Origin of the sequence: Clostridium sp. OM05-5BH (genome assembly GCF_003481505.1) — a bacterium.
GTDB classification, from domain to species: Bacteria; Bacillota; Clostridia; order Lachnospirales; family Lachnospiraceae; genus Otoolea; species Otoolea fessa.
This window is the reverse complement of the sequence record NZ_QULJ01000006.1, coordinates 26,185-40,222: the sequence shown is the minus strand read 5'-3', so window position 1 is coordinate 40,222 and position 14,038 is coordinate 26,185. Positions and strand designations below refer to the sequence as shown.

General features: G+C 46.7%; 12 protein-coding genes. 4 read left to right on the top strand and 8 right to left on the bottom strand.

What is annotated here, in order from left to right; all coding sequences use genetic code 11:
* Window positions 1-2: 2 nt before the first annotated feature.
* From DXB70_RS09015 to htpG, 5 genes are all read right to left on the bottom strand, one after another.
* Window positions 3-1,163 carry a CapA family protein gene (locus DXB70_RS09015; RefSeq protein ID WP_347559612.1) on the bottom strand — a complete coding sequence of 387 codons (1,161 nt, stop codon included), beginning with the start codon at window positions 1,161-1,163 and terminating at the stop codon, window positions 3-5.
* Between the two features lie 168 nt (window positions 1,164-1,331).
* Window positions 1,332-2,174, bottom strand: coding sequence for a DegV family protein (locus DXB70_RS09010; RefSeq protein ID WP_118638339.1), 843 nt, complete (start codon window positions 2,172-2,174; stop codon window positions 1,332-1,334).
* A 273-nt stretch (window positions 2,175-2,447) separates the two neighbouring features.
* A complete protein-coding gene (locus tag DXB70_RS09005; protein WP_182448441.1) occupies window positions 2,448-3,515 on the bottom strand; it encodes a type II CAAX endopeptidase family protein in 1,068 nt (355 codons plus the stop codon).
* A gap of 48 nt (window positions 3,516-3,563) precedes the next feature.
* Complete coding sequence (locus tag DXB70_RS09000; RefSeq protein ID WP_118473033.1) at window positions 3,564-3,830, bottom strand: DUF2007 domain-containing protein; 267 nt, start codon at window positions 3,828-3,830, stop codon at window positions 3,564-3,566.
* A 210-nt stretch (window positions 3,831-4,040) separates the two neighbouring features.
* Complete coding sequence (gene htpG, locus DXB70_RS08995) at window positions 4,041-6,044, bottom strand: molecular chaperone HtpG (protein ID WP_118652137.1); 2,004 nt, start codon at window positions 6,042-6,044, stop codon at window positions 4,041-4,043.
* 356 nt (window positions 6,045-6,400) lie between these two features.
* Here htpG and DXB70_RS08990 point away from each other — a divergent pair, with 356 nt between their 5' ends.
* Window positions 6,401-6,895: a DUF5721 family protein gene (locus tag DXB70_RS08990; protein WP_107001332.1), complete on the top strand. Its 495-nt coding sequence runs from the start codon at window positions 6,401-6,403 to the stop codon at window positions 6,893-6,895.
* A 43-nt stretch (window positions 6,896-6,938) separates the two neighbouring features.
* Here the strand turns inward: DXB70_RS08990 and DXB70_RS08985 are convergent, their stop codons facing one another.
* Entirely contained in the window at window positions 6,939-7,805 is an 867-nt protein-coding gene (locus DXB70_RS08985) for a MurR/RpiR family transcriptional regulator (RefSeq protein WP_107001331.1), read from the bottom strand.
* 254 nt (window positions 7,806-8,059) lie between these two features.
* Here DXB70_RS08985 and DXB70_RS08980 point away from each other — a divergent pair, with 254 nt between their 5' ends.
* From DXB70_RS08980 to DXB70_RS08970, 3 genes are all read left to right on the top strand, one after another.
* A complete protein-coding gene (locus tag DXB70_RS08980) occupies window positions 8,060-8,902 on the top strand; it encodes a carbon-nitrogen hydrolase family protein (RefSeq protein WP_243099935.1) in 843 nt (280 codons plus the stop codon).
* The gene (locus DXB70_RS08975; protein ID WP_118468524.1) at window positions 8,903-10,471 is read left to right on the top strand and encodes a BCCT family transporter; all 1,569 of its coding nucleotides are present in this window, start codon (window positions 8,903-8,905) and stop codon (window positions 10,469-10,471) included.
* A gap of 148 nt (window positions 10,472-10,619) precedes the next feature.
* Window positions 10,620-11,567: a DMT family transporter gene (locus DXB70_RS08970; RefSeq protein ID WP_118673166.1), complete on the top strand. Its 948-nt coding sequence runs from the start codon at window positions 10,620-10,622 to the stop codon at window positions 11,565-11,567.
* 84 nt (window positions 11,568-11,651) lie between these two features.
* On the opposite strand, the gene DXB70_RS08965 is transcribed toward DXB70_RS08970, so the two are convergent.
* Together DXB70_RS08965 and DXB70_RS08960 are read right to left on the bottom strand one after the other, a co-directional pair.
* A complete protein-coding gene (locus DXB70_RS08965; protein ID WP_118652139.1) occupies window positions 11,652-13,034 on the bottom strand; it encodes a sodium/glutamate symporter in 1,383 nt (460 codons plus the stop codon).
* A gap of 146 nt (window positions 13,035-13,180) precedes the next feature.
* Complete coding sequence (locus tag DXB70_RS08960) at window positions 13,181-14,008, bottom strand: DUF6282 family protein (protein ID WP_279221357.1); 828 nt, start codon at window positions 14,006-14,008, stop codon at window positions 13,181-13,183.
* Window positions 14,009-14,038 lie beyond the last annotated feature (30 nt).

The following is a 14,038-nucleotide window of genomic DNA, read 5'->3' as shown; positions in this document are numbered from 1 at the left end:
TTTTACTGCACCTGCACCTTTCCATTCTCATCAATCTGCACGCCGTCCGAAAGCCCCTGTATCTTCTGGTAAAACGCCTCTTTCTTCCCCACGTCCAGCTCTCTCGTATATCCGGCGGATGAAGTTGCAGGCACAATCGAAAGCGCCGTCTCTCCCTGTGCATCTACCGACGCCTGCACCAGCATTGTCTCCGGAATCGAGCTTCCGAACACAAAATTTCCAAGACTGTACAGAATCCATTTTCCATGATACAGCTCAATCCCCTGCAGCACATGTGGATGGCTGCCAACCACCAGATCAGCGCCCGCGTCGATGTATTGATGTCCCATCTCCCGCTGGTACGCCTCTGGCTGCGTGTTCCGCTCGATACCCCAGTGGACATAGACAACCAGATAATCACACTCTTTCTTTACCTTCTGGATCTCCTGCACGACCGAAGCCGTGTCATACGCCGAAAACATGCCCGGATGCGACGATCCTGCCGCCCATCCGCCCGTCGGAAAGACGCGCGACGCGCCCAGAAAACCAATCTTTTTTCCATTTTTCTCAATGATCTGCGGCTGTTTCGCCTCTTCCAGATTTTTTCCCGCCCCAACATGCAAAATCCCGGCACTGTCCAGCGTATCGCACGTGTCCAGCAGTGCGTCCGTGCCGTAATCTAGCGCATGGTTGTTCGCCACCGTCACGATGTCTGGTCCGATCTCCTGTAAAATAGACACGCGGGACGGCGATACCCGGAACGTAAACTGTTTATCCGCCGCCTGTGTTCCCCGGTCGCTGAACGGAAATTCCAGGTTTGCCATAAAAATATCAGACTCCGCGATCGTCTCCCGCAAACTTTCTCCGAGGACGCCACCGATACCTCCCACACGGTCGTAGGCATTTAAAACATGGTTGGAAAAATAGATATCTCCGGCAAACAGAAGCGAACACTCATTTGAATCATTTTCTCCCGGTTCTAACTCAAGTTTGCCAGATTCGTCCTGCCCCTGCATTTCCACCCCCAGTTCCGCGCCATCTACCTGTTCTGACTCCACCTGCCCGTCTATATCTGTTTCCGGATCAAGCGTTTCTTCCGATACCGTTTTGTCTTTTGGCTCCAATGAGATTGTCTCTTTCCATATGGAACCTCCCGCCTGGCATCCGCCAAGCAAAAGCGTCATTCCTGCCAAAATTGTCAAATTTCCAATTCTAGATAAAAGAAATGCCGTCCGGTATCTGAACGGCATTTTCGTGCATTTACTAAAAAATGTATGCTTCATTTTTCCTCAATCAATCGCAGCTGTCCGGCGTTTTCCACCTTTCCAGCTGTCATCACCCACTCTTTCTCCCTACAGTGTCATAATGATTCCGCCGTCTCCCGCATATACGGTTGCAACGCCAGCCGTATTCGTGATCACTACCTCACGGAAGTTTGCCCGTTTACACATGATCTCTTTCACGTGCTCAGCACGTTCCGGGTTATTACAGTGTGCGATCACCAGACGTTTGCTTGCGGTATCGCCGCCCTCTTTGCACGCAATCTCCGCCATCCGGTCGAGCGCCCGGGTCATGCCGCGCGCCTGATCAAGCTTGATGATCGTACCGCTGTCCGCGCCCATAACCGGCTTGATATTCAGCGCTGACGCGATAAAAGCCGTCAAACCGGTCAGACGGCCATTTTTCTTTAAGAAATCAAGCGTCTCAATGACGAAATACGTGTTCATCGAATCCCGATATGCCTCCGTCTGCCTGCAGATCTCCTCAAACGGAAGACCTTTCTCGCACAGATCCCGGATGAACAGCGCAATATTTAACTCGCCCGCCGACGCCGACAGGGAATCAATGACTGCAATCTTCTTCCCGTCCGTTCCGTTCTCTTCCTCATAAAGGCGTTTTGCCAAAGCCGCCGAGTTGTAGCAGCCGCTCAGATGGTTCGAAAGCGTTACCACGAAAATATATTCTGCCTCGCCCTCAAATGCTTCCTTGAAGCTCTCCGGCGATGGACACGCCGTCTTCGGGCACTCGGGACTTGCCTTTACCTTTGCCAGAAACTCCTTCTGGTTAAATGTCTCATCATCCGTTACCTTGTAATCCCCTATCTGAAGGGTCAGCGGAATCATCTGAAAATGCGGATCCAATTTCAGTTCCTCCGTCAAATCCATGCAGCTGTCACCAATAATTTTATATAACATAACGTCCTCCCGTTACGCAATTCACATCACGTAGTATTCATTACTATTTATTATAGTAATCACACAGTAGGAAGTCAAGCATAATCCCGTGAAATACATGCTGAAATACATGACAAACACATGAACAGTGTTACTGTTCACGCACACGTGCCCAGTAACAGATTTTACCGTGGCTTCGCATTTAAATACAACTAATTCCTGCTGCCACCACGTTATCTTACGGCACTTTCACCTCCAAAAGTGCCTGCTTGTGAACAGCAGCTGACCACCACATCATCTCGACAAGAAAAACGCCATCGTAATCAAACTTACCAGAATAAATGCCACTGTTCCGAGATTCCCATACATTGCCCCACATATATTGCGGAATTTCACTCCCTCTGGGAGTGCCCCATCGGACAGCCGGATTTTCCGGAAATTGAAAATCAGCAGAACAAACGCCCCGATGATCGTGCAGCACATAAACCCGGTCATCAGAAACGTGATAAACAGCGGCAGCAGCGTATCCTGTGTTCCAAGCATCGCTATCACTAACGACCAGCTGTTGATCAGAATATGCAGCAGACAGTTATAACGCATCCGTCCCGTCTTCACCGCCACATACCCCAGAACCACGCCAATCACCGCCGCATAGAGAAACTGCGTCACATTTCCGTGCATCAGACCAAACATCAGCGCCGTGTAGGTGATCGCCGCCTTATCGCCAAAACGGCGCAATCGGTTTAAGAGTTTCCATCGAAAGATATATTCCTCAATAATGGGTCCTAAAAACCCTACATATAAAATCATTACCGGCGAGAGCGAATCCAGCATCTCGTTGACCGGGTTCATCGCGGATGCATCGCCGCCGCTACTTGCCGCCACCGCATCATTGATTGCATTTCCCAGCAGGTTAAAGATAGTTCCAAATCCCTGTGCCAAAATAAAAAACATACAGAACTGCAGGAAACTAATCTTCATTTTCTCTGCCCGTTCTTCCGGGACAAGGCGCAGAATTAAAAATACGAATGGAAGAACCAGCGCATAGATGACCAGCGTGCTTCCGCCGTCCTCATACCACGCTGCATTTACCATCCGGTTCAAAAACGTACTGATCACGCCTCCGTCCGCCCATACGTTTCCAGCCACTTCCAGAAGTATGCTGACAAGCATCGTCATCACGCTGAAAAATGCCAGCGCCCAGCCGAGGACATTGCAGACACGGCGCACCTCGCGGCGGCAGGTTTTTCGGATTTGTTTCGGACTCTGAACCGCATTCTGCAGCTCAGGTTCCGTTTGCAGACCATTTTCATCTGCTTCCCACTGCCAAAGATCCGATTCGTTCCAGTTTCCCTCTCCCATTTTCTCTCCTTCGTCATTCAGGTCTTTCATTCCCAGAAAATACCTGTTTTATCTTCCGGCGCTTTCTATCACACGGCGCGCCTTTTCCTCCTCTGCTTTCTGCACATAAAACAGATATTCCCGTTCCGATGCCGCATTTTCTCCCGCACTTCCCAGCCTCGCCCGCTGATTGCCGGAAAGCACGCCCGATTTCAGACGGTTCTGCACCTTGACCTGATACTCAATTCCCGCCTGTTCCAGCTGCTCCCGGATCGCCGCCTGCCGTTTCATATCAAACGTCGCGCCAACCTGTTTCCATCCTCCGATTCCAAACATACACGCACCTCCCCGTCAAATCTGAAAAAACCTTGCTAAGTGCTCCTATTCTATCATAAATACTAAATTCGTGAAATAGTGAATCCCATTTGCTCCCTTACGACAGGTAATAAAAGAGCTGCCACATTTACATGCAGCAGCTCCGTTATTATATCACATATGATATTTTAACATATTTTCCTATATAAAACAGTCGTGAACCAAACGCCCTTAGTTCAGCATCATACCCATAATCTCATTCGACCGTGCGATAAACTTCGTCATGCGCTCCGGTGTCAGGGAACCGTGGCTGAGCTGTGCCAGGTCGTAGAGCTGTTCGCAGATCTTCGGCGTATTCTCGCTATCCGTGTGCTCTAAGACGTACTGAACGAGCTTGTTGTTCGCGTTGAGTACCAGCACCTGACCGCTGCCGCCGAACATCGACGCGTCCATGCCCATGTTGTACATCTTCATCATATCCTGCATACGGCGTGTTTCCTCCGACAGGGTGATCATCGAAGAAATCTCAGCATCCTTCAGCTTCTCAACCTTTACCTGCAGCTTATCATCGCCCAGTGCTTTCTTGAAGGTCTCTGTCAGCGTCTCTTCCTGTTTCTTGAGCGCTTCCTTGTCCTCTTCCTTCACTTCCTCGCGCAGCGTGTCATTGACATCGGCATCAATACGCAGGAATTTCAGGTTCTCATGCTTCTGCTCTTCCTGGCTGATGAATGGATTATCAATGCTGTGAGACATGATGATCGCATCCTGTCCGTTTGCCTTGAACATGTTGATGTACTGGCTCTGCTCTTTCTCATTTGTTACATAGTAGATCTGGTTCTCATGACCTTCCTCTTTCGCCTTATCCATGCAGTCTTTCAGCGTCAGATATTTTCCGTCCAGATTCTTGTAAATGATGTAGTCATCCATCTTCTCAGCAAATTTCTGATCCTTTAAGCAGCCAAATTTGATAAATGGAGCGATATCGTCCCAATATTTCTCATAGGTCTCACGGTCAGTCTTGCACATACCGGTCAGCTTGTCCGCTACCTTCTTGGTGATGTAATCGGAAATCTTCTTTACAAATCCATCATTCTGCAGCGCACTTCTCGATACATTCAACGGCAGATCCGGGCAGTCGATCACGCCCTTTAAGAGCATCAGGAACTCCGGAATAACTTCCTTGATATTATCCGCGATAAATACCTGGTTGTTGTACAGCTTGATGGTGCCCTCAATGCTCTCGTACTCCATGTTGATCTTCGGGAAGTACAGAATACCTTTCAGGTTGAACGGATAATCCATGTTCAGATGAATCCAGAACAGCGGTTCCTTGTAATCCATAAATACCTTGCGGTAAAATTCTTTGTATTCTTCCTCGGTACACTCGTTCGGATGCTTGTTCCACAGCGGGTGAATGTCATTCAGTGCCACCGGGCGTTTCAGGATCTTATATTTCTCGGTTCTCGGAGATACCTCCACGGTCTCTTTCGTGCCGTCCTCTTTCTCCTTTTCCTCGGTCTTTGCTTCCTCGACCACCGTCTCAACGATGGTGTCCTTGTCGGTCAGCTGATCCTTCTCGATCGTCTCATACTCCGGCTCTGCCGTTGCATTTTTCAGGTAAATCTCAACCGGCATGAAAGAGCAGTACTTCTGGATGACTTCACGTGCGCGATACTCATTACAGAACTCAGTGCTGTCTTCATTTAAATAAAGGACAATCTTGGTACCATTGCCTTCCTTATCGCCCTTATCCATCGCAAACTCAGTGCCGCCCTCAGACTCCCAGTGAACCGGCTCTGCGTCTTTCTTATAAGAAAGAGTATCGATCGTAACCTTGTCCGCCACCATGAATGCAGAATAGAAACCCAAACCGAAATGACCGATAATCTGGTCTTCGTTTGCTTTGTCCTTATATTTTGCCAGGAAATCCTGTGCACCGGAAAATGCGATCTGGTTAATGTACTCTTCCACTTCCTCGGCAGTCATACCGATACCATTATCCTCGACGGTGATCGTCTTGTCCTCGGAATTAACGGTAACCTGAATCTTATACTCCGTCTCCCCGGGCTCCTCATACTCGCCCATCAGCGCCAGCTTTTTCAGCTTCGTGATCGCGTCGCATCCGTTGGAAATCAGCTCACGATAGAAAATATCATGATCGGAATAAAGCCATTTCTTAATGATCGGGAAAATATTCTCGCTGTTGATTGATAAACTTCCTGTTTTTGCTGCCATATCTATACACTCCTTTTGATTGCAAAATACAGTGGATATCCGCTCCCGGAAATGGAGTCTGGCAGTTTCACTCTGCCGCGTCCAATCCTGCTATCCAGCTACATAAATATACGCTTGTAAAATTCTTTTTTTGTGATTTTCCATCACCGTGACTCTTATTTTAATACCAGCGTTCCAAGATGTCAATAGAAAATTAGCACTCATTTTTGTTGAGTGCTAATAAGATTTTAAAATTCTCCGTCTTGCCAATAAGAAGTCACTTGCGTCCCCTTCCCGCCTGCGATAAAATAGAATCTACGTTATTGTTTCTACATTACACAGAAAATAACGAATTTACCATCTCAGCGAGGACACATATGATTGCCTGCAATATCTGTGATATAAAATTATTTACCAAGAAACTGTTCATCGGAGAGACATTTGACCGCTTTCTGCTCAAGGAAGCGGAGATCGTGACGTTCAACACCTTCTCCATCGACGGACGCGTCCATAAAAGCTTTTATTCCGAAGAAGAGCGTGCCGAGGGGCAGATTGAAGAATATTCAACCTGGAAAACTCTGCGCCCGTTCTGTTTTTCCCTCATAAAAGGAAAAAAGCTTCCGGAGCGCTTCTCCATCATTTTGAAGCTTCCGAAAGCTGCCACCGAACAGTTTCTGACCGCCCGCAAAAGCCAATGGCTCCCGGAGCAGGTCGGCGGACTGTTCTTAAATATTCATTATGAAAACCAGCATTTAAGCTGTGTCACCGGGCTGTCGCTCAACCAATTTACGTTAGACAAGACGCTGGAACGCGAGTGGGACGAGTCGATCCGGACATTTTTGCGAAAAGAAGAGCTGCCGTTTGAGGAATAACGGCAGCCCTTCTTTATCGGGTTTTCCAGTTACACATCTTCGATTAATTCTCCCAGAGAATCAGTCCATTGTCATTCAATGCCTGTTCGATCTTTTCAATATTCTTCGTGGATTCCGGTGCGGTCCGTCTTCCCAGTTCACTCATGAGCGCCTCCGTTACCAGCATCAAAGCAGTATCACCGCTCGGATGGTTCACAGAATTCGTATCAATCACTACATCTGCGATCTTTACCAATGGATTTAAGCTTGTATTTGTGATCAGTATCATCGGGATTCCCAGGTTATGTGCTAACTCTGCCACACGAATCGTCTTTTTCGTACATGGCCAGACCGAATACACTAAAAGCACATCCTTCGGCGTCGTATTGATTGCAATCCGGTCATAGACAAACTCTTCCTCCCGGCTGAGCTGGCGGATATGCGGATAAAAGCGCTCTGCCACATATTCAAAATACAGCGCCAGCGCCTTGCTGGAACGCATTCCCAATATATAGAGTTGATCTGATTCCAGCATCAGCTGGATTGCCGCCTCAAACTGGGAAATGTTTGACGGCGTACAGAGATTTTCAAGCACCTGGATTCCGTCCGCGATCGCCATATGGAACGTATCCCGGCTCGCCGTCTCCGAGGTACGGGAAAATTCCTGCCGCAGGCTGCGGTACGGCGTTGTATTTTTCAAAAGCGATTCCTGTGCCAATGCTTTCTTAAATGTAGTGTAGCTGTCAAAGCCCAGAAGCTGTACCAGACGCATGACCGTCGTGCTTCCCACACCCGCATTTTCCGCCAGCTCCGCCACCGTCATCACGCCAATCTTTTCATAATTCAGCGCCAGATAATTGCAGAGAATTCTCTGTTTTTTCGGTACGGCGTCCTTGATTTTTATGATCTGTTCCAATACTTCATTGCCCATCGTTTATCCTCATTCATTCCAAGATTCTCACTCGATTTTCGTTTGGTTTTATTATATACTTTCCTTAGAAATTCGTCAATTTGACATTTGTTTTTCGTCAAAGCAGACAAATTTCGGAGGATTTCTTTGTAAAAAAGGTAAATTTGTTCTTTGTTATTGTATTTTTGGTTGATTTATTCCTTTATAAATTCTATAATTATATCATAAATGTCGTTTATGGAATAAATATTCTATTTTAGGAAGGGGATACTCAAATGCAACAAACTCGATCACCTTACCAAATCGCCATGCTCCAGATGGACTGCGATTTGTTCCATGTTTCTAATAATCTTGATAAGGCAGAAAAACAGATCCGAAAAGCAGCGGCCCACGGTGCAAAACTGATTTGTCTGCCTGAGGTATTTAATGTAGGTTATCTGGGTTCCCGCATCCCGGATATGATGAAGCTTGCGGAAACCGAAGATGGCCCTTCCCTGACGCGGATGCGTACCCTGGCGAAGGAACTTTCCGTCTTTATTCTGGCTCCGATCCTTTTGTCTACTCCGTCTGGCGTCGAAAACTCTGCTTTTTTGATCGATGATACCGGCACGATTCTCGGGCATTATTCAAAAACGCATCCCGTCGGAGACGAACGAACTTATCTGCAGCGCGGCACCCAGTACCCGGTCTTTGAGACAAAACTCGGAAAGATCGGCGTCGTCATCTGCTACGACGTATGCTTTCCAGAAACCGTCCGCCTGCTGACACTGGCCGGTGCCGAACTGGTTTTAGTCCCGGCCGCATGGCGCGCCAGCTACTATTTCAAAGAATGGTGGGATTTAAACCTTGCGTGCCGTGCCCTGGACAATCTTGTATACATAGCCGCAGTCAACCGCTGTGGATTGTCCGGCGATGAGATCTTCGCAGGAAAAAGCCAGCTGGTAAGTCCTATTGGAGAACGGATTGACAGCTGCGGCGTCCAGGAAGAAGCTATTTTATATGGAAGCGTTGATTTAAACCGGATTGCAAAAGAACGTGATTTTAATACCGTTCTGACCGACCGCCACCCGGAGGACTATCGTCCTATCTGGGATACACCCTACAAGGAGGAATCATAAATGACTGATAAAAATGCTAAAAATGAAAACTCAAAAATTCGCATCATGACCTTTTTCCCGCCATTTATTATTCTGGTCGCGTTCCTTGTTTTAAGCCTTGTCGATCAGGAAACTTTTCTGGGAGTCATCAATAATATCAACAACTGGATCATCAAAAATCTCGGCTGGGCTGCCAGCATTCTCGCCCTTGCAATCGTAATCGTCGCCGTTGTTGCCATGTTTTCCAAATTTGGCGATGTACGAATCGGCGGTGAGGACGCCAAACCAGAACTAAGCAATTTTTCCTGGTTTACTATCGCCCTCACAACAACCATGGCAGCCGGTGTCCTCTTCTGGGGACCGGGGGAGCCGATCGCGCATTACGCGTACCCGCCGACCGAATTATACGGCGTTGAACCTTCTACCAGCGGTTCCCTGAAATTTGCCATGGAAACCATGTTCCTTCACTGGACGATCGTTCCATATTGTATGTATACGGTTCCGGCGGTTGTATTTGCTTTCATGTATTACAACGCGAAAAAGCCGTATTCCATCGCCAGTGAAGTTTCCCCTCTTCTGGGTGACCGCTGCTACCATCCTCGCTGGATGCAGACCATCGACGCAATCACCTTATTTGCCATCGGTGCCGGTATGGCTGGTTCTGTTGCACAGGCATTCATGAATATTTCCGGTGGTATCTCTAAAATGCTTGGACTTCCATCTAATGCCCGCCTCTGGTTTATGGTCGGTATTGTCGTTGCCGCTGTCACGGTTGCTACGGCTGTTTCCGGTATCCAGAAAGCTATGAAGCATGTTTCCAATATCAACGTATACGGCTTTGCTATTTTCCTGATTTTCCTGCTGGTATTTTCAAATGCCTCCTTCCTGTTCAACCTCTCTACCGAGGCATTGGGCGGTTTCGCAGGTACCTTTATTGAACGTATCCTGATTACTGGTGAATCCGTTGGAACCCAGTGGCCGCAGTGGTGGACCACCTTCTACTGGTTCAGCTGGATGGCATGGGCACCTACCTCTGGCGCTTTCATGGGACAGATCGCTTATGGACGCAAGGTAAAACACGTGCTTGGATTATATGTAGGTCTTTGTGCTTCTGTCAGTGCCCTGTGGATGGTTTTAGTCAGCGGTACCTCTCTGTGGGTTCAGACTTCTGGACTGTTCGACCTCGTTGCATCTTATGACCGCGGCGTTGAGAATGTTCCTTATGATATGTTAGGAGCTCTTCCGCTTGGAAATCTGATCATCCCATTATTCGTTGTTCTGATCTTCCTCAGCACCATTACCGCCTGCAACTCCAACTGTATCGCTATGGCAGGCATCTCCACTCAGGGTATCAACCCGGATTCCCCGGACTCCCCGATGTGGTTAAAGCTTGTGTGGTGTGTCGTTCCGATGGCAGTCGGCTACATCATGATCGCAACCGTTGGTGTCAATGGTGTCAAGATCATCGCAAACTTCGGCGGAATGTTCGCCGCCCTCATCATGATCGGCGCCACCGCCAGTCTGGGAATTCTGATTAAAAATTATAAAAAATTTGATAAAACAGGATCTGGCAGTTCCGATAAGGTATAGCTTTTCAAATTAAAAGCGTTCGCACAAAATATAAAAACATATAAAAATTAAAGAAACCTCTGCAATTCTTCCTTGATTACAGAGGTTTCTTTGACATATATTTCCTATATTGAACCATTTATCATATAATCATGTTGAAAGGAACGTCATGAAATTTGCACAAACTAATCCAATCCTAGGAGCTATCCTATACAACTTCTTATTTGGCATTTCTTATTTACCGCTAAAAATCTTAACTGCACGCCTAAATGGAGATACCGCACTACTAATTGCACTTCGTTTTGCAATCTGTCTTGTGCTACTTTACGCCTTAAAACATACCGAACGAATTCATCTACGTTCTCTTCGTGATATGGGCATATGTATTCTTCCTATCTGTATTTTCCAGTTGCTTAATGGCTTTTTTGAAACCACCGGCATGTGCTTCTATCCTTCTGGGAAAGCAAGTGTGATTCTGGCATTAATCCCGCTAATCACCACCTTGCTTGCCATTCCGTTTTTTCACGAAAAGCCCTCTGCAGGACAATTTTTCTTTATTCTTCTTAGCTTTTTAGGTATTTTCATTGTTGCCGGAAATTCTGAGGATAAGGCTGCAACCGTATGGGGCTTTTTCCTGTTGTTAATGGCTGCCTTTATGTCCTCTTCCTTAAATCTCTGTATCCGGAAGCTCGAAAAACATCTGACACCTCTGGACATTACCTATGCTATGAGCTTCGCTATGTTCGCCGTTTATGGAAGCATTTCTCTGATAACGCACCTTGTTTCCAACGATCCCATCGAGTTATTTCGTCCGCTCGCGGATCCTGTTATCGTTGGCTGTCTTCTTGCCTTATCCATCGGGTCCTCACTTTATGCTTCAGCACTGCGGAACATAGTTTTTACCCATATGTCCATGGCTACTGCATCCAGCTTCAGCGGCATCTCCACTGTTACAGCTGTATTTACAGGCGTTATTATTCTTAGCGAGCCTTTCGGTTTCCATGAATTTTTCGGTATTGCTCTCGTCCTTCTGGGAATCTGGGGAGTCAATGCACTTCACCATAAAAATGAGAGATTTTCTTTCTCTCATCATTCTCCTCTATTTCACCTACATTAGTCCGAGGCGAACTTTCTATCAATAAAAAATGTGTGGCTGTTCATTTTCATGTCCAACCACACATTTTTCAGAATATACAAAGACTTATTTACTTATGACCTCTGCTTCACCTTCCCGAAGCTCATTCATCCTCTCATTATGTACACCAAAGCATTTTGCACATATCAGGAAGAGCACCACAGCAATTCCCGTTTCAATCACACCAACTGCAATACATCCCATGGAAACCGTCAAAATTGGCGTAAATGCGATGATAAAGACCTCAATCACGGACTGCAGCGTATACGAATATCCATAGTCATTCAATGTGCCGCTCTTTCCTTCCGGATCTACAATTCGAAGAAGCGTAACACCGATTGCCACCACTCCTGTTGTCCATCCAAATACAAAAATTGATCGTTCAAACCAGAAATTGCGGAACAGCTTCTGTCCAACTACAAATACTAAAAACAGGGATGTCAGCATTCCTAATACACATAAAACTAAAATCGGACCTGCAAATTCAAGTACAATGGAAATCGAAATAGATGCCACACCAAAGCCAACCAGATAATCGGTTACCATCGAACCAATCCGTCCTTCCACATGCTCATCAATACTGTCTTTAAAACGAGTATGCCCTATAATCGTGTTAATAATGACACCAAATATCATTGCCAGGCACATAACCGGTAATTCTACATTCGGTAAGAACTGTTTATAAAAATCGTAGAACTTATAACCACACAGTGTTGCAGTCAGCGTGAGTGCAAGATGAAATGCCAACGGATCCATACTCATTGGATTGATGGTTTCTTCTCCCATCGAATTTCTCTTACCTACTGGAACGATTCCTGTGCGGCACTCTTCCGGAAGAGATTCCGCTTTTTCTACCAGACGTGTTCCTCCATGTCTGGTTGCATAGTTAATACAGGCAATTCCTACAAACAAACCAACTAACAGGCCCACGGTTGCAAACGTCTGCCCCAGTACAACGCCATCTTCACGTCCCAGTGAATTGTTAAGTGCCGTTCCAATCGTTGAAGCATAGCCATGTCCACCGCAAAATCCAGATGGCATCAGCAGGGCAATTTCTGTAAATACATTTGGAAACAAAATTTTCATCAGTGCACCGCCTACCAGCAGTGCAATACCAAAACAGAAAAATTCAGCTCCCATATTGACACAAAAGGAATCGCCCACCTTTGTCAGAATCTGTTTTACATTGGTTTTATCTTTTTTTCCCAGGAACAAACCGCCAAATAATACACATACCAGCATATAAGCATAACTTCCTATTTTACCGCTCCACGGAATCACGTTTAAAAACTGCGGTCCCAGGACAAGTCCCATCAGACCTGCCAGAACAGACGCTGGAATATAAAACATCTGCAAAAATTTTATACGGGAACGCAGGAACTGGGCTATAATCAGCAGCAGCGACATAAATGCAAAATCATATAGAAACGACATATTGGTATATTCCATAGATATCCTCCTTCCAGTACACTATATTATCCCTTACCTTCTTAAAAGTACTTCTCGAAAAAAATAAAAAGGTCAAGAATTCTTATAAGTAAACTTATAATTGATTTTTGACCTTTTTATTTTTTCATATTCAATTATCAAATTTACTATAACTCTCCCAGCACCTTCCGGGGCACCGTATGCGTCATCACATAAATCTCATCTTCCGTGATTCTCTCATCCAGCAATGTCTGCATAAACAACTTCATCGCTTCCACCGGGTGTTCTCTTGAAGTCTGCCCCCGATCCGTTACCATAAAACAGTGTTCGGCTCCGACTACCCGGATATGGTCTGCCATCTCCTGCGCCGTGCATTCCTTTTCTGCCACATTATACCAGCATTTTTCAATATAAACGCCCAGAGCTGCCAGCTGTTTCTGCGTTTTTACATCGACACGCGTCCGCGGAAATTCTGGATGTGTCAGAACCATACGGTTTCCCTGCCGGATTCCCTCCTGACACAGGAGAATACTTTCCTCCGGGCTGATGTGCCCGGTCGCGACTGCCGCATCATACTTTCTGGCAATCCTCAAAATCTCCAAAACTTCCGCCCTCAGCTCCCCTGTTTCGGTCAGGATAGAGATTCCAGAGCGGTCAAAGAAATCTCCCGGCATATTCCCGGAACACAAAGAGTTCTTTGCGTCCCGGGTCGGCATCCACACGATACGGCATCCGCGCTTCATCGCATTTTCAACCGCATATGGATTGAGTCCTCCGACTGGCCAGTTTAACACCAGACCGCCATAGGCTTTCGTACACGAAGCACAGTGGATATTGGCCAGAATTGCCCGCGCAATCGTGGACTCATAGTGAGATTTCAGCATAATTCCTGCCATTCCGGCTCTCCCGGCTTCTTCTAACAGCCCGTAATCATCCAAAACTCGATGAAAGGGGGACGGGGCTGCGTGCATATGGAGGTCATACGCTCCCTGCATTAAATATGCAATCTCTTTTTCTCTGTCCAT

What these genes read in the sequence shown, in the direction of transcription:
- DXB70_RS09015 (WP_347559612.1), bottom strand. Translation starts at nt 1,163, where the DNA reads ATGACGCTTTTGCTTGGCGGATGCCAGGCGGGAGGTTCCATATGGAAA.
- DXB70_RS09010 (WP_118638339.1), bottom strand. Translation starts at nt 2,174, where the DNA reads ATGTTATATAAAATTATTGGTGACAGCTGCATGGATTTGACGGAGGAA.
- DXB70_RS09005 (WP_182448441.1), bottom strand. Translation starts at nt 3,515, where the DNA reads ATGGGAGAGGGAAACTGGAACGAATCGGATCTTTGGCAGTGGGAAGCA.
- DXB70_RS09000 (WP_118473033.1), bottom strand. Translation starts at nt 3,830, where the DNA reads ATGTTTGGAATCGGAGGATGGAAACAGGTTGGCGCGACGTTTGATATG.
- htpG (WP_118652137.1), bottom strand. Translation starts at nt 6,044, where the DNA reads ATGGCAGCAAAAACAGGAAGTTTATCAATCAACAGCGAGAATATTTTC.
- DXB70_RS08990 (WP_107001332.1), top strand. Translation starts at nt 6,401, where the DNA reads ATGATTGCCTGCAATATCTGTGATATAAAATTATTTACCAAGAAACTG.
- DXB70_RS08985 (WP_107001331.1), bottom strand. Translation starts at nt 7,805, where the DNA reads ATGGGCAATGAAGTATTGGAACAGATCATAAAAATCAAGGACGCCGTA.
- DXB70_RS08980 (WP_243099935.1), top strand. Translation starts at nt 8,060, where the DNA reads ATGCAACAAACTCGATCACCTTACCAAATCGCCATGCTCCAGATGGAC.
- DXB70_RS08975 (WP_118468524.1), top strand. Translation starts at nt 8,903, where the DNA reads ATGACTGATAAAAATGCTAAAAATGAAAACTCAAAAATTCGCATCATG.
- DXB70_RS08970 (WP_118673166.1), top strand. Translation starts at nt 10,620, where the DNA reads ATGAAATTTGCACAAACTAATCCAATCCTAGGAGCTATCCTATACAAC.
- DXB70_RS08965 (WP_118652139.1), bottom strand. Translation starts at nt 13,034, where the DNA reads ATGGAATATACCAATATGTCGTTTCTATATGATTTTGCATTTATGTCG.
- DXB70_RS08960 (WP_279221357.1), bottom strand. Translation starts at nt 14,008, where the DNA reads ATGCAGGGAGCGTATGACCTCCATATGCACGCAGCCCCGTCCCCCTTT.